The organism is Streptomyces sp. NPDC056486 (genome assembly GCF_042795295.1).
GTDB lineage: Bacteria > Actinomycetota > Actinomycetes > Streptomycetales > Streptomycetaceae > Streptomyces.
The window spans coordinates 21,814-42,951 of record NZ_JBHTSF010000053.1 but is presented as its reverse complement, the minus strand read 5'-3'; the positions used below and the strand labels follow the sequence as shown (position 1 = coordinate 42,951).

14 protein-coding genes are annotated in these 21,138 nt (G+C 70.7%); 2 read left to right on the top strand and 12 right to left on the bottom strand.

The window, feature by feature from the left end:
- Positions 1-35: 35 nt before the first annotated feature.
- The 8 genes from menC to ACFQ7F_RS21885 form a co-directional block, all read right to left on the bottom strand.
- Positions 36-1,142 carry an o-succinylbenzoate synthase gene (gene menC, locus ACFQ7F_RS21920; protein WP_383272852.1) on the bottom strand — a complete coding sequence of 369 codons (1,107 nt, stop codon included), beginning with the start codon at positions 1,140-1,142 and terminating at the stop codon, positions 36-38.
- 41 nt (positions 1,143-1,183) lie between these two features.
- Entirely contained in the window at positions 1,184-2,131 is a 948-nt protein-coding gene (locus tag ACFQ7F_RS21915) for a GNAT family N-acetyltransferase (RefSeq protein WP_383272850.1), read from the bottom strand.
- Positions 2,128-3,267 carry a M20 family metallopeptidase gene (locus tag ACFQ7F_RS21910; protein WP_383272868.1) on the bottom strand — a complete coding sequence of 380 codons (1,140 nt, stop codon included), beginning with the start codon at positions 3,265-3,267 and terminating at the stop codon, positions 2,128-2,130. The genes ACFQ7F_RS21915 and ACFQ7F_RS21910 overlap by 4 nt, the downstream gene beginning before the upstream one ends.
- Positions 3,268-3,343: 76 nt before the next feature.
- Positions 3,344-6,664 carry a serine hydrolase gene (locus ACFQ7F_RS21905; RefSeq protein WP_383272848.1) on the bottom strand — a complete coding sequence of 1,107 codons (3,321 nt, stop codon included), beginning with the start codon at positions 6,662-6,664 and terminating at the stop codon, positions 3,344-3,346.
- Positions 6,665-6,718: 54 nt separating this feature from the next.
- Positions 6,719-7,726: an ABC transporter ATP-binding protein gene (locus ACFQ7F_RS21900; protein WP_383272846.1), complete on the bottom strand. Its 1,008-nt coding sequence runs from the start codon at positions 7,724-7,726 to the stop codon at positions 6,719-6,721.
- Positions 7,723-9,678, bottom strand: a complete 1,956-nt coding sequence (locus ACFQ7F_RS21895) for a dipeptide/oligopeptide/nickel ABC transporter permease/ATP-binding protein (protein ID WP_383272844.1) — start codon at positions 9,676-9,678, stop codon at positions 7,723-7,725. The genes ACFQ7F_RS21900 and ACFQ7F_RS21895 overlap by 4 nt, the downstream gene beginning before the upstream one ends.
- Complete coding sequence (locus ACFQ7F_RS21890) at positions 9,678-10,694, bottom strand: ABC transporter permease (protein WP_383272842.1); 1,017 nt, start codon at positions 10,692-10,694, stop codon at positions 9,678-9,680. Before ACFQ7F_RS21890 ends, ACFQ7F_RS21895 begins: the two co-directional genes overlap by 1 nt.
- Positions 10,695-10,706: 12 nt before the next feature.
- The gene (locus ACFQ7F_RS21885; RefSeq protein WP_383272840.1) at positions 10,707-12,341 is read right to left on the bottom strand and encodes an ABC transporter substrate-binding protein; all 1,635 of its coding nucleotides are present in this window, start codon (positions 12,339-12,341) and stop codon (positions 10,707-10,709) included.
- 471 nt (positions 12,342-12,812) lie between these two features.
- Between ACFQ7F_RS21885 and ACFQ7F_RS21880 the strand changes: the two genes are divergently transcribed.
- The gene (locus tag ACFQ7F_RS21880; RefSeq protein WP_383272838.1) at positions 12,813-13,073 is read left to right on the top strand and encodes a hypothetical protein; all 261 of its coding nucleotides are present in this window, start codon (positions 12,813-12,815) and stop codon (positions 13,071-13,073) included.
- A gap of 22 nt (positions 13,074-13,095) precedes the next feature.
- On the opposite strand, the gene ACFQ7F_RS21875 is transcribed toward ACFQ7F_RS21880, so the two are convergent.
- From ACFQ7F_RS21875 to ACFQ7F_RS21865, 3 genes are all read right to left on the bottom strand, one after another.
- Positions 13,096-13,923, bottom strand: coding sequence for an aldo/keto reductase (locus tag ACFQ7F_RS21875; RefSeq protein ID WP_383272836.1), 828 nt, complete (start codon positions 13,921-13,923; stop codon positions 13,096-13,098).
- Positions 13,924-14,077: 154 nt separating this feature from the next.
- Positions 14,078-15,496, bottom strand: coding sequence for an NAD-dependent succinate-semialdehyde dehydrogenase (locus ACFQ7F_RS21870; RefSeq protein ID WP_383272834.1), 1,419 nt, complete (start codon positions 15,494-15,496; stop codon positions 14,078-14,080).
- Between the two features lie 161 nt (positions 15,497-15,657).
- Positions 15,658-17,163, bottom strand: a complete 1,506-nt coding sequence (locus ACFQ7F_RS21865; RefSeq protein ID WP_383272832.1) for a hypothetical protein — start codon at positions 17,161-17,163, stop codon at positions 15,658-15,660.
- 258 nt (positions 17,164-17,421) lie between these two features.
- On the opposite strand from ACFQ7F_RS21865, the gene ACFQ7F_RS21860 reads away from it, so the two are divergent.
- Positions 17,422-17,610, top strand: coding sequence for a hypothetical protein (locus tag ACFQ7F_RS21860; RefSeq protein WP_383272830.1), 189 nt, complete (start codon positions 17,422-17,424; stop codon positions 17,608-17,610).
- A 95-nt stretch (positions 17,611-17,705) separates the two neighbouring features.
- Here ACFQ7F_RS21860 and ACFQ7F_RS21855 read toward each other — a convergent pair whose 3' ends face one another.
- Positions 17,706-20,930 (bottom strand): family 78 glycoside hydrolase catalytic domain, encoded by a 3,225-nt coding sequence (locus tag ACFQ7F_RS21855; RefSeq protein WP_383272828.1) that lies wholly within the window; start codon positions 20,928-20,930, stop codon positions 17,706-17,708.
- Between the last annotated feature and the right edge of the window lie 208 nt (positions 20,931-21,138).

Genomic DNA, 21,138 nt, shown 5'->3' with positions numbered 1-21,138 from the left:
CGGCTGCCACAAGGGTCCCGTCGCGAAGGGGCCCGTCACAACGGAATCCATTCCGTGTCGACGGTGACCTCCTCAAGGGCTTCCGGGAGCGGCGCGACACCGAGTCCGGGGCCGTCGGGGACCGTGAGATGGCCATCGGCGAGCACGAACGGCTCGGTGATGTCGGTGCGGTAGAAACGGTCGGACGCGGAGGTGTCGCCGGGCAGCGTGAAGCCCGGCAGCGCGGCCAGGGCGACGTTCGCGGCGCGGCCGAGGCCGGTCTCCAGCATGCCGCCGCACCACACCGGCACGCCGTGCGCGGCACACACGTCGTGGATACGGCGGGCCTCCAGATAGCCGCCGACCCGGCCGGGCTTGATGTTCACGATGCTGCACGCGCCCAGGGTGATCGCCGCCGCGGCGGACCTGGCGGAGGTGATCGACTCGTCCAGGCACACCGGTGTGGCAAGGGCCTTGGCGAGTTGCGCATGGCCGAGGAGATCTTCCTCGTCAAGCGGCTGCTCGATCAGCAGCAGGTCGAACGGGTCGAGTCGGGCGAGATGCCGGGCATCGGCGAGGGTGTAGGCGGTGTTGGCGTCGACCTGGAGCAGCAGGTCGTCGCCGAAGCGCTCGCGTACCGCACGTACCGGCGCGATGTCCCAGCCGGGCTCGATCTTGAGCTTGATGCGGCGATACCCCTCGTCGAGGTAGGCGCCCACCGCGTCGAGCAGCTGTGGCACCGAGTCCATGATGCCCACGGACACCCCGCACGGCACACGGTCGTGGACGGCGCCGAGCTCTCGCGCAAGGGGCACCCCGCGGGTGCGCAGCTCGGCGTCGAGAACGGCCATCTCCAGTGCGGCCTTCGCCATCCGGTGGCCCCTGAACGGTTCGAGGGCCGGGGCGACGCCTACCGCGTCGAGGCTCGCGCACCGGCCGAGGGCGGGGACGAGGAACCGGCGCAGCACGTCGGCGCACGCGGCCGAGTACTCCGAGGAGTACAGCGGATCGACCATGGCCACGCACTCCCCCCAGCCCTCGGCGTCGGTGCCCACCGCGCGCAGGAGCAGCGCCGTGCGTTCCGTCTGCGTACCGAACGAGGTGCGGAAGGGGGCCACCAACGGCAGCCGGACCTGACGGAGTTCGACTCCGGTGAGCTTCACTGTTCGTCGTCCTGTCTACGAGGGAGTACGAGGATCTGCGTCTACGAGGGGGTACGAGGATCTGCGAGGAGGTACCAGCCGGCGCGGTCGAATCCCGTCACCTGCCATCCGTCGGCGATGAGCCCGCCGAGGGCGTCGCGCACGGCGGAGCGCCAGGCCGCCGCTGACTGCGGGTCGGTGCGGCGCAGTTGCTCGATGTCCTCGGGCACGGCGACCAGGGTCCGGGGCCCGATGACGGAGTACGCGTGCGGCCGGCCGTCGGCGGTGGCACCCAGGGCGACGGTGGCGCCGCCGGCCAGTTCTGCCGCCGCGTCAGTGGCCCGGTGGTGGCCGTCGCAGGCCGCGGCGACCTCGGGGGCGGCAAGCCGCCACTCCACCAGGAGGCGGTCGGTGTCGTCCGCGCCGTTGATGCCGTCGTTCATGCGGCCGTAGAAGTTGGGCAGGTACTGGGCGGCCCTGCCCGCCAGCTTGCCGATGTTGAAGTAGGCGTTGCGCCGCACCAGCGGGTCGAAGGTCCAGGACACCTGGGCCACGCCACGCTGCAACGCCCAGGCGCGCTGGTGTGCCTTGAGGGCGAAGCCGACACTGCGGCCGCGCATCCGGGCCGAGACACCGGCGATGTGGCTGTGCAGGGCGCCGTCGGGCGGCGGGCCGAAGAAGCCGATGCAGGCGCCGACCAGTTCGCCGCCCTCTCGTCCGTCGAGGGCGGCATCGAGCGGGCCTTCCTCGCCGTCGAAGGCAGCCGCGACATAGCTGCCCGCCTTGTCCATCGCACGCAGCAGCTCGGTGGTCGCGAGCGCGTTCTCGCTGCCCGGTTTCCAGATGCCTTCGAAGAGCCGGCAGGCGGCCTCCAGATCGGGCAGGGCGCTGATCGGCCGCACGTGGCAACCGGCCGCGTGCGCCGCGGCGTCGGCAGCGGTCAGTGCGTCTGCCGCGACCCGGTGAGCGGTGCCGGGCGCGAAGGGGGTGGCAGCGGACGTGTCCGTCATCGGGGGCTCCTGCCGATCGCTGTCGTGTCACTCTCGCGTGCTGCCTGCGGTTGCTCGGCGAGCACGGCCCCGACGAGTGCCGTCAACAGGGCTGTGCGGCGCGGGAGTTCCGCGACGATCACGTGTTCGTCGGTGGCGTGTGCTCCGCCGCCCACCGCGCCGAGGCCGTCCAGGGTCGGGATGCCGACGCCCGCGGTGAAGTTGCCGTCCGACGCTCCCCCGACGGCGGCAGCCGTGAGCGGGCCGATGCCGAGCTCTTGGGCCAGTTGCCCGGCTCGGTGGTAGAGCGCGTCCGACGCGGCGTGTGGCAGGGGTGGGCGGTTGGGTCCGCCGGTCACCTCCAGCGTCGCCCCGTCGAGCACGGGCCGCAGCCCGCGGAGAGCGGTGTCCACGCGGGCCTGTTCCACGGCGTCGCGTACGCGGACGTCGACGGCGAACCGTCCGTGGGCGGGGACGGTGTTGGTGGTGGTCCCGGCGGTCAGGACAGTGGGGGTGACCGTGGTGCCCGCGCCGGTGTCGGACAGTGCGGCGACCGCGAGTATCTGGTGGGCGGTCTCGATGCCGGCGTTCACACCCAGGTGCGGCTCCAGGCCCGCGTGGGCGGCCCGGCCTGCGACTCGTATCTCGTACAGGGAGACTCCTTTGCGTTCGGTCTTCAGCGCGCCGCCGTCGGCGGACGCCTCAAGGACGAACGCCGCGGCGCAACCGGCCGCCTCGGACTCGATCAGCTCCCGCGATGACGGCGAGCCGAGCTCTTCGTCGCCGGTGACCAGGAGGGTCACCCCGGCGACGGCGTCGGCGCCGAGCGCGGCGAGGGCATGGAAGGCCATGACGAGTCCGGCCTTCATGTCGAAGCAGCCGGGTCCGCGCAGCACGCCGTCCCGGACCGTGAACGGGTGGGTGTCCAGGGAGCCGATGGGCCACACCGTGTCGTGGTGGCCGAGCAGCAGGACGCGCCGGGGGCCGCTGCCCAGACGCCAGCGCAGATGAGTGCGGCCGTCCACGGTGATCACGTCCGGCTCGGCACCCAGATGCGATGCGCCGATCCTGGCGACCTCCTCGGCGCTGCGGGCCACGGCGGTGAGATCGGCCGACGGCGACTCGGTGCGTACCAGGCGCCCGATGTCGTCGATCATCGCGGGCAGTGTGTCCTCGAACTGGGCGACGCGGGCGGGGTCATGAGGAATCTGAATGCCGTGCGGTTGCTTCACGTCAGGACACCTTCGGGGTCGCGCGGACGCCGAAGTGCACATACGGCTCTCCGGTCGGGAGTGCGTAGAACGTCACGGGGATCCAGGACGGACTGCCGGGCAGGCGTACGACGAAGAGGCCGTCCGACACGGGCACCAGGTCGGCTTCCTGCACCGTCTCGGGCACCATGGTGGCGAGCGGCCCCGTCACCGTCTGACGCATCCGTGGCCCGTCGGCGCCCTGAAGGATCTCGATGCGCGCGCCCGCCCTTTCGTACCGGCCCAGATGGCGGTCGACTTCCACCGTCACCGGCTCGGTCGGGGGCTTGAGCGGCTCGGGCACGGTGACCCCGGCAAGCTCTGCGAAGATCTCGCCGAACAGTTCCAGGTACAGGTCGTGGCTGCTCCCGCCGTTGGTGAGGAGGGTGACGGCGAGATCCTGCTCGGGCAGCACGCGCAGGAACGCCGACTGGCCGATGGTGTTGCCGTCGTGTCCGACGAGCTGGTGGCCGCCCCAGTCGAAGCGGATCCAGCCGAGACCCCAGGAGTCCCCGAGCGTGTGCACGTCCGGCAGGTCGACCTGCCTCTCGGTCATCGCGGACGCCGCCTGCTGCGAAAGGACTCGGGTGCCGTCGGCGGTGCGGCCACCGGCAAGGTGCATACGGGCGAAGGCCAGGACGTCGGCGACCGTCGCGGTGATCAGCCCGGCCGGACCTGCCGAGCGGGGCAGGCCCCATGCCGGGACCGGCCGTGGGTCCTCATCGCCCTGGGCGGCGTGTCCCATCGCGGTGCCGAAGCGCAGCGCCTCCTCCGGCAGCGTGACGGTGTGTGTGAGGCCCAGGGGGGTGCACAGCCGCTCCTTGAGGGCGTTGTCCCAGCTCATGCCGGTGAGCTTCTCGATGACCCGGCCCGCGAGCACGAAGCCCGAGTTGCAGTACGAGAACGTCGCACCCAGCGGGTGAATCTGCGCCGCCGTGCCCAAGTCGTCCACGAAGCGCTCGATGCAGTCATCGCCACGACCGGTGTCGGTGAAGATGTCGCCGTCGATGCCGCTGGTGTGCGTGAGCAGATGCCGTACGGTCACCTGCTTCGCCGTCCGCGGATCGGAAAGGCGCAGCTCCGGAAGGACATCGGACACGAGGGCGTCGAGGTCGAGCTTCCCCTCGTCGACCAGCTGCATGATCACGGTGGCGGTCCACACCTTGGTGATGGACCCGATCTGGAAGAGCGAGTCCTCGGTGGTGCTCACGCCGGTGTCCTTGTTGAGCACGCCGGAGGCGGCCACGGCCATGTCGTCGCCGCGGGAGATGCCAAGGACCGCGCCCGGTACCCGGTGCCTGGCCGCAAGCTCGCCGAGCCGACGTTCCCAGTGCGCGACGTCCAGCGGGGCACCGGCGGGACGCCCGGCCGCACCGGTGTGACGCTCCACCCAGTCGACGACGCGACGAGCGAGGTCGGCTCGGTGCGAGGGCGGTCCCTCCAGCAGGAACAAGTGCGCGCCGCCCGGGTAGAGCACGAGGCGTGTGGGCACGCCCCGCACCCGCAGAGCGGTGAACCACTGCTCGGCCTGCCCGACGGGGCAGCGCTCGTCGGCCGCGCCGTGCAGCACCAGCGTCGGGGTGCGGACATGCTCCACCCGTGAGTACGGGGAGAGTTCGGCGTAGAGCTCGCGGTTCTGCCACGGCGTGCCGCCCAGCTCGGCCGCGGCCAGCGGGAAGGCCTGGTCGCTGGTGCCGCACATGCTGGTCAGATCGCTGACCACGCCACCGGCGACGGCGGCGGCGAAACGGTTGTCACGACTGGTCAGGTAGCAGGTCATGAAGCCGCCGTAGCTGTAGCCGGCCACGGCAAGGCGCTCCGGGTCGGCGATCCGTTCGGCGACCAGGGCGTCCAGCGGTTCGAGGAAGTCCGGGGCGTCGGCCTTGCCCCACGCGCCGCGTACCGCGGTGAAGAACTCCTCGCCGTAGCCGTCGCTGCCACGGGGGTTGAGCAGCAGCACCGACCAGCCTCGTGCCGCAAGGACCTGGTGGTACAGGTGGAAGGGATCGGCCGCCCCGTTCCAGGCGTTGTGCGGGCCGCCGTGGATGTCCAGCAGCAGCGGCGCGGGGCCGGTGGCGGCCGGGTCGCGCAGCAGCCAGCCGTGCACGGCGGTGCCGTCGGAGGTGGTGAACTCCCGCTCCTGCGGCTCGAAGAGCCGCACCTTCCCCAGGCCCGCCCCGTGCCGGGTGAGCACCTGCTCGCGGCCGGTGGACACCTCGACGGTCGCTATCTCTCCGTACGAGGTGGACGTCGCCACGACGAAGGCGGCGGTGTCGCCGACAGCGGACATGCCGGAGACGACGCGCCCCGCGCCGCCCACGAGCACGCGCGGTTGGCTGCCGTCGGCGTTCATCGCGTACAGGTGGGTGCAGCCGCGCTCACGCAGGCAGAACAGCACAAGGCGGCCGTCGGCTGCCGGTCGGGGCAGCGCGCCCGGGTAGCCGGGGCCGCCGGGCATCACGTTGCGGTCGAGTCCGGCGGTGAGGTCGACAGGTTCGCCGCCGTGCGACGGGACGCGCAGCACGCTCGCGTGACCGAGTGTGGTGTCCGTACGGCCCACGACAAGGAGTGCGTCGCCGTCGGCGGTCCAGTTGACGGCGTGCGCGGTGCCGTCGCCGGAGCCGACCAACTGCGGCTCGGCTCCGGAAGCCAGGCAGTCCACGACGTACGCCTCGGAGCGGAGCGTCAGGTCGGCGTCGGCTCCGCGTGCCGCACAGAAGGCGAGGCTGCGGCCGTCCGGCGACCAGGCCGGGCTCCCCGCGTGCCAGTCGCCGTGGGTGACCTGCCGGACCTCACGGCTTTCGAGATCCAGGATGTGCAGATGGCTGCGGACCGTGCCGAAGAAGCCGTGTCCGTCGGTCTTGTAGTCGAGCCGGTCGGCCACGACGGGGGCTGCGGTCGCCTCGGGGCCCGGGGTGCTTTCGACCGGTGCCGGGAAGGCGATCGCCGTGCCGTCCGGACTCCACAGCGGTGCCCCCGCGCCCGCCGGAAGGTTCGTGACCGGCTCGGGTTCGCCGCCATCGGCGGGCAGCAGCCACAGCTGCGAAGGGCCGTCGCCGCCGCGCAGGAACGCGATCGACCGGCCGTCGGGGGACCACGCGGGCGCGGTGTCCACGGGGCCGCGGGTGAGCCGTCGCGCGGCTCCACCTCCGGTCGGCACTGTCCACAACGCGCGTTCCTCGCGGTCGTGTTCGCGGTCGGCGGTGCGCAGCACGTAGGCGATGCGTGTGCCGTCCGGTGACAGCGCCGGCTGCTCCGGCAGCGCGATGGCGTAGAGGTCGTCGATGGCCAGGCGTCGCGTCACGGTGTGCTGTCTCCTCGATGACGGGGTGAATGGGGGTGGTGTACGAGTGTCATGTCACCCGGCGCCTTCTGTCTGCGGCCGTTTCGTGAGGGCCAGGTCGGCGGTGGTCGCGAAGTGGCAGGCGGCCCGGTGGGGTCGTGCCGCGGCACCCTCGGCCGGATCCTCGGTACGGCACAGTTCGCGCCCGTCATGGAGCTGGGGGCCTGCGGGGCAGCGGGGGTGGTAGTGGCAGCCGGGCGGCGGCTGGTGCGGGTCGGCGGGCTCGGTGGCCGCGAGGGCGTCATCGACTGGTTCCACGCCGAGTGCCGACGCCGAGGTACGGCTCGGCACGGCGGCGAGCAGGTCGCGGGTGTACGGGTGGCGCGGGTCGGCGAGGACCTGCTCGGTGGGCCCTGCCTCCACGATCCTGCCGAGATACATCACGGCGACATGGTCGCTGAGGTAGCGCACCACGGCCAGGTTGTGCGAGATGAAGAGCATGGTCAGGTTCATCTGCCGCTGTACGTCGCGGACCAGGTTGAGCACGGCGCCCTGCACGGAGACGTCGAGGGCCGAGGTGATCTCGTCGGCGATGACGACCCGCGGCTGCCCCGCCAGTGCCCGGGCGACCGCCACGCGCTGCCGCTGGCCGCCGGAGAGCTGTCCGGGCAGCATCGAGGCCCGGTCCGGACCGAGGTTGACCTGCTCAAGGAGGCGGGCGACCTCGGAGCGACGAGCCGCCGCGCCGCGGCCTCGCTCGCGCGGCAGGGCCTCGGCGACGGAGTCCCCGATGCTCATCCGCGGGTCGAGGGAGGAGTACGGGTCCTGGAAGACCATCTGCAGCGGCCGACGCCGGCCGCGCAGCCGGCGTACATCGGTCCCGTCGAGGAGGATGCGGCCCGCGGTGAGCGGGGCGAGGCCGACCGCCGCGCGGGCCAGCGTCGACTTCCCCGAGCCCGACTCCCCCACCAGGCCGACCACTTGGCCGGACGGCACGGTCAGGTGCGCGCCGTCCACCGCGGTCAGGGCGTGACGGCGGGCGCCGTAGCGCACGCTCACCCCGTCGAAGACGAGCTCGCTCATGCCGTCCCTCCTCCTGTCGCGGTCTCTTCGACCTGGACTTTGTTCCCGACCGGTTCGGTCGCGTCCTGGCCGGGGTGCCAGCAGGCGATCCGGTGCCCGACCGTGTACGTGACCGGCTCCGGGTCCTCGCGGCGGCAGTGGTCGTCCGCGGAGGGGCAGCGCGGGGCGAACGCGCACCCTTCCGGTATCCGGTCCGGCTCCGGCGGGCGGCCGGGGATCACGGCCAGGGGGCGGTCGCGGTCCGTGTCGAGGTCCGGTACGGCGGCGAGGAGCGCCCGGGTGTAGGGGTGCCGGGCCGCGGTGAACAGGTCGGCCGCGGGCAGGTCTTCGACGATGCGGCCCGCGTACATGACGAGCACCCGGTCGCAGGTCCTGGCGATGACCGTGATGTCGTGGCTGATGAGCAGGATGGCGGTGGCCCGCTCGTTCCGGACTTCGGTGAGCAGGCGTAGTACCTGCCGCTGCACGGTGACGTCGAGGGCGGTGGTCGGCTCGTCGGCGATGATCAGCCTGGGGTCGCCCATCAGGCCCATGCCGATCATCGCGCGCTGTCGCATCCCGCCGGAGAACTCGTGCGGATACTGGCGCGCACGCCGCTCGGGTGCGGGCACGTGCACGGCGCGCAGCCGGTCCACCGCCCGCGCCAACGCGGCCCCGCGGGAGAGGTGTTGGTGGTGTTCGGCGACCTCGGCGAGCTGTCGCCCCATGCTCGTGACCGGGTTGAACGAGGACATCGGGTCCTGGAAGACCATCGCGAGGGAGGTACCGAGCAGCCGGCGCAGCTCCCGCTCCTCGGTGTCCAGCAGCGGTGTACCGAGGAACTCAAGGCGCCGGGCGCTGACTTGGGCCGGGTGTTCGATGAGCCGGGACACGGCCATCGCGGTCAGGCTCTTGCCCGACCCGGACTCACCCACCACGCCGACGGCCTCGCCCGGATGTACGGCGAAGCTGACACCTCGCACCGGGGTGGTCCATCCCGCAGGCCCCGGGAAGGCGACCTGAAGGTTCTCCACTGCGAGCACCGGCTGCCCGTCGGTGTCCGGTCGGTGCGCGGCCACATCCGCGGCGGTGTCCTCGACGGGTGGTGGGAGCGGACAGGGGCCGACGGCCTGGCGTGACAGCGTACGTACGCCAAGAGCGGCCGCCGCTGCCTCGCCGAAGAGGTTGAACGCCAGGCCGGTGACGACGACCGCCACGCACGGCGCGAGCGCGGGCGCCGGGGTGAGGTTGATCCGGCCGAGGCCCTCGCCGAGGAGCCGGCCCCAGTCGTAGTCCGGGGCCTGTACGCCGAGGCCCAGGAACGAGAGCCCGGAGAAGGCGAGGAGCGAGGCGCCCGCGCCGATGGTGGCGTTGACGGCAAGCGGCTCGGCGATGTTGGGCAGGATGTGGCGGACCAGGAGCCGCATCCGGCCGACGCCGACGGTCCGGGCGGCGGCCACGAAGTCCCGGCCCGCGACCGACGCGCTCAACGTCTGGGTGAGCCGGGCGAAGGCCGGGGCCATCGCGAGGCCGATCGCGAGGACCGCGCCGGTGGCGCCCACTCCGAAGATGACCGCGAAGAACAGGGCGAGCAGCAGGCCGGGGAATGCGACGGCGATGTTCACCACGGAGGTCACGAACCGCCCCGCCCTGCGCGGCAGCACGGAGGGCAGCGCGCCCAGAACAAGGCCAAGGACCACCCCCAGCAGGGTGGCACTCACCGCGAGCAGCAGCGAAAGGCGGGTGGCCACCAGGACGCGGTAGAAGATGTCGCGGCCCAGGTTGTCCGTGCCGAACAGATGCGCGTCGGAGGGACCTTGCTGGATCGCGGCGGTGTCCACCACGGATGCCCTGTCCCCCCACAGGATCGGGGCGAGTACGGCCAGGACGACCACCGCGAGCAGCAACAGACCGGCGCAGGCGCCCACGGGGGTGCGGGCGACCGACGGCCATCGGGAGCGGGTCGCGGACATCAGGCCTCCCCGATCGCGGAGCGCGGGTCGAGCAGAGCGAGCACCACATCGACGAGCAGGTTCACCACGAGGACTCCGGCCCCGTAGACGAGCACGATGCCCTGCACGACCGGATAGTCCTTCTGCACGATGGACTGCACGATCGTCGAGCCGAGTCCGGGCCAGGCGAACACGTTCTCCACGAGGACCGTCCCCGCGACGAGCGCCGAGAGCAGCAGGCCGCCGAGAGTGAGTGTGGCGGTCAGGGCGTTGGGCAGCGCGTGGCGCACATACACGCGGCGCGGCGGCAGCCGCTTGGCGCGCGCGGTGCGCACATAGTCGTGGCCGAGGACCGACAGCATCTCCACCCTGCCGATCCGGGCGAGCACCGATGCGGGGCCGATGGACAGGGCCAGCACCGGCAGTACGTACGAGCCCGGCCCCTCTCGGCCCGCGACGGGGAACCACTCGAGGCGCACCGCGAACACGTAGGCAAGCACGACCGCGAGCAGGAATTCCGGTATCGCGGCAAGCAGCACGCTGACGGAGGTGAAGGCCAGTTCGGCGCCGCGGCGGCGCCCGCCCCGGGTCAGGGCGGCCATCGCCGTGCCCAGCGGTACGGCCACCGCGAGGGCCAGCACGAAGGCGAGTCCGGCCAGTTGCACGGTCGCGGGCAGCCGGTCGCCGATCGTCTGTGTCACGGACTGGCCGCTGATGGTGGAACTCCCCAGATCGCCGGTGAAGAGACCACCCAGGAAGTGCAGGTACTGCTGCCACAGCGGGTCGTCGAGACCCAGCTCCGCGCGCCGCGCCGCAACCAGGTCCGGCGCAGCGGTCATGCCCAGAGCGGCGCGCACCGGGTCGCCGGGGATGAGGTGGATCATCAGGAACGCCGCTGTGACGAGCACCCACAGCGACACCACAAGGCGGGCCGAGCGGCGCAGGCCGAACAGCAGCCAGCGGTTGCCCCGCCAGTCGGGGGCAGCCGACGCCGGCGGCGCCTCGGCGCCGGCCGTCGCGGTTGTCGCGGTCGTCATCGGACCGTCCCCCTAGTTGGCGTACATGCGGATCGAGGACGGGACGATCGAGCCCTGGCTGACCTCGAAGCGAGCGGCCTTGCCGAAGACCGGGGTGAGGGAGTTGTAGTACGGCACCGCGTTGAGGTGCTTGATCAGCGCCTTCTCGGCCTGCTGCCACTGCGGGCAGCCCGCGGCGCCCACCTTGGCCGAAGCCTTCTGTACGAGGGCCTGGTACTCGGGGTTGTCGACTCCCGCGAAGTTGACGCCCTTCGGCGGCGTCGGACCGGACATGAACGGGACGAGTTGGGTGGGCACCCCGAGGGAGATCGGACCCATGGAGACGTCCCAGTTGCCGGAGCCGAAGAGCGTGCTGTTCAGTCCGGGGCTGTCCGCAGGCTTCATCTTGACCTCGGCCCCGAGGCTCTTCCACTCCTTCTGGATCAGCTCGGCCCCCGCTGCCATGTTGGGCCCGTTCTGGGTGCCGTACATCAAGCTCATCGTGAGCTTCTTGCCGTTCTTGGTACGGATTCCACCAGCGCCCGGCTTCCAACCAGCCGCGCTCAGGGCCGACTTGGCCGCCGCGAGGTCGTGCTGCGGGAGATTGCCGGTGACCGAATCGCCGGTGCAGGCCCGTGGCTCGTCGGTGACCATGCCTTGCGACGGCTTTCCGGTGCCGTTGGTGATCACCTTGCCGACATCGGGCAGGTTCAGCGCCTGGACCAGCGCCCTGCGCACCTTCTCGTCCGCTCCGGGGCGAGCCCCGCTCTGGTTGAAGTACAGCTCGCCCAGCGGTGCCTGCACATCGGCGTGGAACAACTTCTGCGCGGCAAGGCGCTTCTGCTCGGGTCCTGACATCGGCGCGGCGTTCAGCTCTCCGGAAAGGAGCAGGTTCGCGGCCGTGGTCTCGTTGGGGATCACCCGGATCTTCACCGTGTCCGGCAGCCCCTTGGCCCCCTGCTTGGACGCCCCCGGACCCCAGGTGTAGTCCTTGCGCCGGGTGAGGGTGTAGTGGTCGCCCGTGACGGCTTCGGTCATGGTGAACATGCCGGTGCCGCTCCCCTTGCCGCCCTTGGCCAGTGCCGTGCGGTCCTTGAGACCCTTGCCGCAGGCGATCGGCACGGAACCGGCGTTGCGCAGCAGGAACGCGTCGGGGGCGCCACTGGTGAGGGTGACGGTGCGCTGCCCGTCGTCGGCCTTCGCCGTGGTGCCCGGCTGGATCTGCACGCCGGCCAGTGGCGACTTGTTCTTCGGGTCACCGATGTAGTCGATGTTCGCGGCCACGTCGCTCGCGGTCAGCGTCGAGCCGTCGGAACACTTGATGCCGGGGCGCAGCGTGAAAGTCGCCGTTTTCGCCGTCGCTTCCCACTTCTGCGCGAGGCCTGCTTCGGGCTCACCCTTGGCGTTGAGGTGGATCAGCGGGTCGTACAGGTAGCGGTTGACGCCGATGGCGATCGACATCACCGTCTTCGCCGGGTCGAGGGCGCCGGGGTCGGAAGCGTAGGCCGTGGTGAACGTCTTGCCGTCCGCCAACTCGCCTTTCCCCGCGGTGCCCGAGCCGGAACCGCCTCCGCAGCCACTGACCAGGAACGCGGCGGCCGCCACCAGCGGCAGGACACGTCCCGCGGGCGATACGGGCGGACGGTTGAGCTCATCCCACATGGACATGCGGATCCCCACCTCCGAGGCTTCGAACCGGTGATGTCCGAAAGGTAGGGCGGGGGCACGGACAACACTTCGTCGCCCACGACAAGGCGGAGCGGCCTGCTTCATCGGCACCGACAGACGGTGCCCGAGCCGCCGGGCAGCTACTGGGCGGGTATCGGAGCAGATATCGCAGATACCGGTGAAGCGGTCCGCGCATGAGGCTTCATGGCGCGCTGTCAGGCCATGGGGTGCGGTGTCCGCTGCATGAGATGGCGTTGCCGGTGCGACCGTTCCGTGGAAACATCCGCGCCATGCTGCGCCAGCTCATTATTAGCTGCGGCGTGCCGGCACCGAGGTGACCTGGAGGCAACCCCTCCCAGGCGGCTCACCGCCCGCACGCAGACCTCTCGCATTCCGCGAGGGGTCTTTTTGCTTTCGCCATCCGTGCAAGGCCTCACCCGGTCGGCAGACCAAGACAAGGAAGCACCCGCGATGACTCCTGACGAGTCCCACCCCCTCACCACGCTGACGGTGACGCTCCACGACAGCCGCGAGGCGCTCGGCCGGATCGTCTCCGCCCTGCGCCCGGTGCCGGTACGGGAGCTGACCTACGCGGTCCGCGCCCCCGCCCGGGCCACCGCCGAGGTCGTGGTGTCCACGTCCGACGCGGCCCGGGCGCGCAGACGGCTCGATCGGGTGGTAGCTGTCCTCACCGTCATCGAGTCCGACACAAGGCCTGTTCCAGTGCGCTGACCTGTACGGGGAGAGGCGGCCCTCAGCCGTTGAAGGTGTCCGGGTCGAAGCCGGTCCGCTCGTCGCGGTTCAGCGCGGAGATCTCACCGATGTCGCCCTCGCTGAGCTCGAAGTCGAAGATGTCGAAGTTCTGCTCGATGCGCCTCTGGGTCACCGACTTGGGGAAGACGATGTCCCCGCGCTGAATGTGCCAGCGCAGGGTCACCTGGGCGGCCGACTTGCCCTCGCGCTGCGCGATGCGGTTGATGGTCGGGTCGTCGAGCACCTTGCCCTGCGCGATGGGCGACCAGGCCTCGGTGGCGATGTCGTGCTCGGCGCCGAAGGCCCTGACGTCGTCCTGGGTGAGGTAGGGGTGCACCTCGATCTGGTTGACCGCGGGCACCACGTCGCTGTTCTGCATCAGCCGGCGCAGGTGGTGGGGCTGGAAGTTGGAGACTCCGATGGCCTTGGCGCGGCCGGAGCGGTAGATCTCCTCCAGGGCCTTCCAGGTCTCCACGAAGTCGCCCTTGCCGGGCAGCGGCCAGTGGATGAGGAAGAGGTCCAGGTAGTCGAGTCCGAGGTCCTCCATGGTGCGGTCGAACGCCTTGAGGGCGTCGTCGTGCGCATGGGCGCCGTTGTTGAGCTTGCTGGTCACGAAGACGTCGCCGCGGTCGAGACCGGAGTCACGGACCGCCTCGCCGACCTCCTTCTCGTTGCCGTACATCTGAGCCGTGTCGATGTGCCGGTAGCCGGCCTCCAGCGCGGCCAGCGTCGTCTCCCGGGTCTCCTCCGGCTCGATCTGGAAGGTGCCGAAGCCGAGCTGGGGGATCTGCACTGCGTTGTTGAGGGTGATGGAAGGTACTGCGGTCACGATGACTCCTTGTGTTGCTGGTTTCTCGGTCTACTGCTGTTCTCGCGGGTGGAGGGCGGTGCGTCGGGGACTGCTCTCCGCTCATCTCGGCCGCAAAACACACGGATGGACAGCTTTTGTCCCGCCGCGGGTGCGCTGGGCGCGGCCGGATCGGTCAGCCTGCGATTCCGTGCAGCTCGGCGTCCGGCGGCAGGACGCGGACGAGCTTGCGGTTCACGAACTCCTGCATGCCGAGCTTCGAGAGCTCACGCCCGTAGCCGGAGCGCTTGATGCCGCCGAACGGCAGGTCGGGCTGGGTCGAGGTCGGGTGGTTCACCCAGACCATGCCGGTCTCCACGCGCTCCGCAACGCGGCGCCCCCGCTCCACGTCCGCGCAGAACACGGATCCGCCGAGGCCGTACTGGCTGTCGTTGGCGAGGGCGATGGCCTCGTCCTCGTCGGCGACCCGGTAGATGACAGCGGCAGGACCGAAGAGCTCCTCGGCGTAGGCCCGCATCCCCGGCTTCACGCCGGTGATGATCGTCGGTTCGACGAAGGCACCCGGGCGGTCGATCCGGTGGCCGCCGGTGACCAGCTCCGCACCTTGGTCCACCGTCTCGCGGAGCTGGTCGGCCAGGTCCGATGCCGCCTGCTCGGAGGAGAGCGGGCCCAGAGTGGTCGCCTCGTCCGCGGGGTCTCCGGGGCGCAGCTCCTCGAACTTGCGGCGCATCCCGTCGACGAAGTCGTCGTAGACGTCCCCGAGCACGATGAAGCGCTTAGAGGCCACGCAGCTCTGGCCGGTGTTCGCCATCCGGCCCGCCACCGCGGCCCCGATCGTGCGCTCGAGTCCTGCACCGTCGAGGACGATGAAGACATCGCTGCCGCCGAGCTCCAGGAGGCTGGGTTTCATGTTCCGCCCGGCCCGCTCGGCGACCTTGGCGCCTGCTCCCTCGCTGCCGGTCAGGGAGGCCCCGCGGACCACTGGGTTGTCGATGATGCGCGAGATCTCGTCGTGGCTCACGAACAGGTTCGTGTAGACGCCCTCGGGGGCCTCGGCGTCACGGAAGAGCGACTCCAGGGCGAGCGCGGACTGCGGGCAGATACCGGCGTGCTTGACCAGCACGGTGTTGCCGAGCACCAGGTTGGGCCCCGCGAAACGGACCACCTGGTAGAGCGGGAAGTTCCACGGCATGACGCCGAGCAGCACACCGAGGGGCTCGTTGACGAGGTACGCCTCTCCCTCCCCCTCGAATTCCAGCGTCTCGGCAGCGGCGAAGTCCGGCCCGTGCTGCGCGTAGTACTTCAGGATCGACGCGGCGAGGTCCACCTCTCCGCGCGCCTCGGAGATGAGCTTGCCCATCTCCAGCGTGATGATCTGGGCGAGCTCTTCCTTGCGTTGCTTCATCAGGCCTGCCGCGCGAGCGACGACGGCCGCGCGCTCCGCGATCGGCCGCTTCCGCCATGCGTCGAACGCACGGTCCGCGGTCTCGACCCTGGAATCGACTTCCTCGCCCTCGATGGCCGGGAACTCCTTGAGGGTCTCCCCCGTGTAGGGGCTCACGGTCGCAAACGAACTTTTGCGCTGATCTGACATGAACTCTCCAGAGCGACGATTGAGGGCGCAGGGCGGAACGTCACGTTCCGGCCCCATCCCGGGGTACCCGACAACACGATGCGCAAACCGTTCATATATCGCAAAAGGGTGCACCTGTTCCCCACGGGAGCCGGGTGCCCTGCAAGAGGGTCATCCAAAGGTCATCCCCGGATTCCTGCCGTTGCCGCGGGGCCCACATGGATGCGCAGGCCACCGAACCGACGGGACGGCCAGCCGCGCGCGTACCCCGGCGGCCTTTCCTCCACCGGGACGAGCGCGGCCGTCGGCGTCCGCCGTGCGGTCCGCACCAGGTCCGCACGGGTGGTGCTGGCGTTGTGCCCCTGCGTCTGGGCGGAGGAGCATCCGGCGTAGAAGGCGATCGGGAGCGCCTCGTACCCGGTCAGTACGCACGGCGGCCGTACGCCGAGGCGGTGGAGCTCGGATGCCGTGCGGGACCAGTTCTGGCGGGCGGCGGTGGAGCGGTCCACGGCGCCCTCGAGGACCGCGTACTGCACCGCCAGATGCCCGGCGGCGGCAAGCGCCACCAGCGTCACGACCACCGGCCTCCACGCCGGGCGCGAGGCGGTGACCAGGTGGATGAAGGCGTCGGCGACCGGGATGGCGAGCAGCGCGTAGAACGGCAGCAGGAAGCGCGGCGCCGCGTATCCGATCATGAACAGGTACGGGATGCTCGCCGTCGCGGCACAGGCCAGCGGCAGAAGTGTGCCCGCGGTACGCCGGGCCCTGACCGCGACGACAAGGCCGAGCGCGGCGAGCAGCGGCAGGGCGAACCACCACGCGATCAGCTCAGGGGCCGGAACAGAAGCGGTGCACGGGCGGCACAGGGTCTGGCCGCGCAGGCTGCGCAGCTGATCGAGGACGGCGATGTTCCAGCCGAGGCCGCCCTGGATCCGTGAGGCATCGGCGAGGCGGGCGCCCAGACCCCCGAAACTGGCGTACGCCTCGCCGATCCATCCGACCGCCCCCGCCCCAAGACCCACGACCAGCGCCGCAAGCAACCGCGGTCGACGCCATCTGCGGACACAGACCAGCAGGACGAGCAGCGGGAGGCTCACCCAGACGGCGTCGATGGGCCGCATCCACGCCATCAGCGCCGCGCTCGCGCCCACGCCCCACAGCGCGGCCCGGTCACGCCGGTCCGTCTGGGCCCGCAGGAAGCAGCCGACGCCCGCCAGGGCACCGATCGCGACCCAGTAGTTGGGCATGACCTCCGGGCCGTAGAAGACGGTCACCCAGAGCGTCGCGAACAGGGCGCCGGCGAGGGCCACCACTCGTACGGGGAAGAGACCGCGCCAGACGCGCAGCGCCAGGAAGAGGCCGAGGCCGGACAGCAGGGCCAGATAGACCCGCAGGAGCGAGGTGGACGACGACCATGAGGCGATCGGCGCGACCAGCAGGGAGATCCCGCGGGAACGGGGAGCGCTGAAGAACGCCGCCGGAGCGTGGCCGCTGACCTGGCTGACGTACACCGCCTCATCCCAGCCGAGACCCATTGTGGGCCGCACCAGGGCCAGTTGGGCCAACGTGAAAGCCACCGCCACGACCGCCGGCCAGATCTGACTTCCGGTACGTCGCGGGGTGCGCGGGGCCCGCATCGGGCTGCGGCGCTCCATTGCGACGAGCGGGACGTTCAAGGTCTTGGCCATCGCCCGGCTTTCCCCTTACACACCTGTAGGGCTCCTCCGCTGACCTACAGGGCGCAGGGCAGAAGTAATACTTCATCACAAACGTGGACAAATTACCCCGAGGTATTCGCGAGCGCATGCTGACGCGACACGGCAAGGCGGCGTCCATGGAGGTTCGTCTCCAGGGTGCGCATCACCCCTGAGGGGCAACTGTTGCCGGTGAGGTTTGCCAATGTGAAAAGTGGTAAGGCGCACCGGAATTGACACAGGAGGTGCACGGTGTTCCCCAACCCGGGACAGAACGGCCAGTGGGTCCGCACGCGCACGGAGGCCGACGCGAAGGCCTTCATCGAGGAGAAGCGCGCCGACCAGGAACGCTCCCAGAACCAAGGAACCGGCACGCTGATCCTGGCGGTCGTGATCGTGCTCTTCCTCGTCGCCGCGGGCCTGTACAGCCGGTTCGGCTGACTGCCGTCACCCGGGCACCGGCCACGACTGCGACACATGCCGTGGCCGGAACCCGAGCGTGCGGCGCCCGCATCGGCGTGGCGGGCGCCGCGTCGTCAGGGACGCCCGCTGAACCCCCATGTTCCGTGCGGCGCCTTGTACACCGCGTAGCCCGGTTCGGTGCGCACGAACTCAACTCCCTGCGGAGCCCGCGCGGCCTTGCGCGACACGGCGGGGACATGGACCTCGGCCGTCGCACCCACCGGCACGCGCACCGTGAGACGCACGGTCTCGTCCACGCGTGACCAGGACACCTCGGCCGGGCCCCGCACGGTGTGGAACTCGGTGCGCGCCCAGGTGACACCCGTGCGCGCATCCGGCCGCACGGTGAAGGTCCGGTACCCCTCGTCGCCGGGACGCAGCCCCGCCACGTTCTCGTACAGCCACTGCACCACCGTGCCCTGGAAGTAGTGGTCGCGTGAGCGTGAGTCGAGCGGCCACATCTCCCACATGGTGTCCGCGCCGTTGTCGAACCAGTGACCCCAGCTCGGGTACGTCCGCTGGGTGGCGATGGCGTGGGCCACGTCGGAGTGGCCGTGCGCGCTCAGGGAGCGGAGCAGCACACTGGTGCCGAGGCAGCCGGTGTTGAGGTGGTTGCCCCGCTTCGCGATGTCATCGAGCAGCGATGCCGTGACGCTCGCCCGGGCGCCGGGCGGAACCAGGCCGAAGGCCAGCGGAACGCAGTTGTTGGTCTGGCGGTATTCGGGGTCCTTGGCCGTGCGGTAGTGGCCCTCGGGGGCGAGGAATGTCGCGTTGAGGCTCTTCTTCATCTGCTCGGCGGTGGCCAGGAAGCGTGCGCGGACATCGTTGTCACCCGCTACGCGCGCCATCTCGGCGGTGTCGGTGAGCGCCCGGTGCAGATAGGCGGTCGCGGTGAGCCGGGTGTCCTCGGGCGGGTTGCCCCCGTAGCCGGGGGACAGATAGTCACCGAGCGCCGTCACCGCCAGGCCGTCCTTCAGGCGGTCGATCTCCCAGTCCAAGTACCGGATCAGGGCGGGCAGATGCTCCTCGATGACGCGCTCGTCGCCATAGACCCGGTACATCTCGCGCACGAGGAACGGATAGACCGTGGTCCACTCCGGGGACGGCCCCAGATCCCCGTACCCCCAGCCTCCGCTCGGCACGATCACCGGCAGCTGGCCGTCCTTGTTCTGGCTGTCCTGCAGGTCGCCGAGCCACTTGCTCAGGAAGCGGTGCATGCCGAGTGCGTACATCATGACGGGCGCGCCGACCTGCGCGTCGCCGGTCCAGCCGTTCTTCTCGTACATCGGCGTGTCCGTGGGGATGCCGTGCAGATTGTTCTGGATCGTGCGGCGCATGGCCTTTTCGAGCCGCTCGTAGAAGGGCTCGGAGCAGGTGAAGCTCCCGGTGTCGTCGACGGGTGTGTGCACCAGACGGCCGAGCACGTCGTCCGGCTCTGGCTTGCCGGGAAGCCCGCTGATCTGCACATAGCGAAAGCCCTTGTACGAGAAGCGCGGTTCCCACACCTCGTCGGCTCCGCCACCCGCGCAGATGTACTCGTCGGTCTGGAAACGGCCGGGCACATGGCCCGTCTCGGCGTGCACGCTTCCGTCGTCCTTGAGCTTCTCGCCGTGCACGAGCCGGACGAGGGTGCCCGCACCGGCCCGCACGCGCAGCCGCGTCCACCCCGCCAAGGTGCGCCCCATGTCGACGATCCAGTCGTCGCCGTGCGCCTTCACCGCGACCGGCCGCACGGTGTCGATGACCTCGATCGCGTCGTGGGGCTGCGCGCGCAGCGCCCCCTTCGGCGGATCCAGGCGTACGGGCCGCCGCCAGTCGCCGTCGTCGTAGCCGGGATCGGTCCAGCCGTCGTGATGCTCACGGGCGTCGTAGGTCTCCCCCGCGTAGAGGGAGTTGGACCGGGTCGGGCCCTCGGTGATCCGCCACGAGCCGTCCGTGGCGACGGTGGTGCGGGAGCCGTCCGGGTGCTCGATCTCGAGCTGGCCGATGAGCTGGGGTTCCCCGTGCCACGGCGGCTTGTGCCAGTTCCATACGTTGGGTGTCGTCATGCCGTAGAAACCGCGGCCCAGCGTCACACCGATGGCATTGGCACCCCGCCGGATCCGGTCCGTCACGTCGTGCACGGCGTAGAAGACCGTCTCTTCGTAGTCCGTGAAACCCGGGTCTAGCACCTGGCGGCCTATCCGGCGGCCATTGATGTGGGCCTCGTAGTAGGCGAGTCCGCTGATGTAGAGACGGGCGCGTGTCACGGGTTTGCGGACGGTGAACTCGCGGCGCAGCAGCGGCGCGGGCTGCTCGGCCGGCGGAACCTGTGCGTCGCTGCCCCAGGGGCCCTCTCCGAACGGGGCGAGCACCTTCGCCTCGGACCACCCGCTGTCGTCGAAGTCGGCCCGCTGCCAGCCGTCCTGCTCCGACTCCGCGCACCGCCACCCCGATCCGGTCACCAACTCGTGGGAACCGCCGCCGGATTCCACAAGGAGACGGACGAGCAGGCCACCGGGGTTGACCGAAGCACTGCCGCGATTCGTCGCGCGAGCGGCGACCACCACGCGCCGGCCCGCACCTCGTACCCGCTCGGTCACATCGGCGAGCCGGGCGGTGCGCCAGCCGTCGGTCTGCTCCGGGGCGTGCAGCACCTCCTCGCCGTTCAGGTGGAGGGTGAAGTCGTCGTCAGCGGTGGCCACGACCCGGGCGGCGGACACGTCGATCCCCTCGGGCAGTTCGAGCACGCCCCGGAACCACCTCGCTCCTGCCGGGGCGTCCTCCACGGTGGAGCCGGGCGACCATATCCAGGACGCTCCCGTGAAGCCCGGCGGCTTCGGGGCCGCGTCCGCGCCGATCCAGTGCCCCTGCCAGGCGTCCTCGGCCAGCGTGGTCTCCCACCAGCGCGAGGCACTCCAGGCGGAGGCGCGGCCGTCGGCATCCCAGACCCGCACCTGCCAGTGATAGCGCGTACGGGGCTTCAACGCGGGCCCGCCGTAAGGGACTCCGATGGTCCGCGAGGAGGCGACGCGGCCGGAGTCCCACACCTGTCTCGCCCCCGCCCCCGTCGCTGCCCCCTCCCCCGACTCGCGCGCAGCGAGCGAGACCTTGATCTGATACGCGCTCTGTCGGGCGCCGTGCCCCGGCGCCGAAAGCTCCCAACCCAGCCTCGGCTTGGCCACGTCCGTGCCGAGGAGCGACGTCGCGTACTCGACCGTGGTCCGCTCGACCCTCAACACCCCCGCATCCGCCCGCTCCTCGTCCCGGTCGTCCGCGGCAGCGCTGTCCACACCCTGGCTCAGGGCGAGAACACCCACGCCTGCCCCGGCTGCGGAAGTTCTCAGAAAGGCCCGACGGTTCCACGCACCGCCGCGCCGCGTCTCACGCTCTTCGCTCATCACACGTCCCTTGGATGATGAATCCGAGTGCCCAAAACGTAAATGAAACGTTTCATTTACGGCCCGGTAAGCCTAGGTCGAGCACAGCGGGCAACTCAAGAGGTGTGCGCAGGCGCGGGGGTGCCGT

Coding starts and splice junctions, on each gene's coding strand:
- ACFQ7F_RS21895 (WP_383272844.1), bottom strand. CDS start 9,678: ATGTCCGCGACCCGCTCCCGATGGCCGTCGGTCGCCCGCACCCCCGTG.
- ACFQ7F_RS21910 (WP_383272868.1), bottom strand. CDS start 3,267: ATGATCGACGACATCGGGCGCCTGGTACGCACCGAGTCGCCGTCGGCC.
- ACFQ7F_RS21900 (WP_383272846.1), bottom strand. CDS start 7,726: ATGAGCGAGCTCGTCTTCGACGGGGTGAGCGTGCGCTACGGCGCCCGC.
- ACFQ7F_RS21890 (WP_383272842.1), bottom strand. CDS start 10,694: ATGACGACCGCGACAACCGCGACGGCCGGCGCCGAGGCGCCGCCGGCG.
- ACFQ7F_RS21880 (WP_383272838.1), top strand. CDS start 12,813: ATGACTCCTGACGAGTCCCACCCCCTCACCACGCTGACGGTGACGCTC.
- ACFQ7F_RS21885 (WP_383272840.1), bottom strand. CDS start 12,341: ATGTCCATGTGGGATGAGCTCAACCGTCCGCCCGTATCGCCCGCGGGA.
- ACFQ7F_RS21915 (WP_383272850.1), bottom strand. CDS start 2,131: ATGACGGACACGTCCGCTGCCACCCCCTTCGCGCCCGGCACCGCTCAC.
- ACFQ7F_RS21865 (WP_383272832.1), bottom strand. CDS start 17,163: ATGGCCAAGACCTTGAACGTCCCGCTCGTCGCAATGGAGCGCCGCAGC.
- ACFQ7F_RS21870 (WP_383272834.1), bottom strand. CDS start 15,496: ATGTCAGATCAGCGCAAAAGTTCGTTTGCGACCGTGAGCCCCTACACG.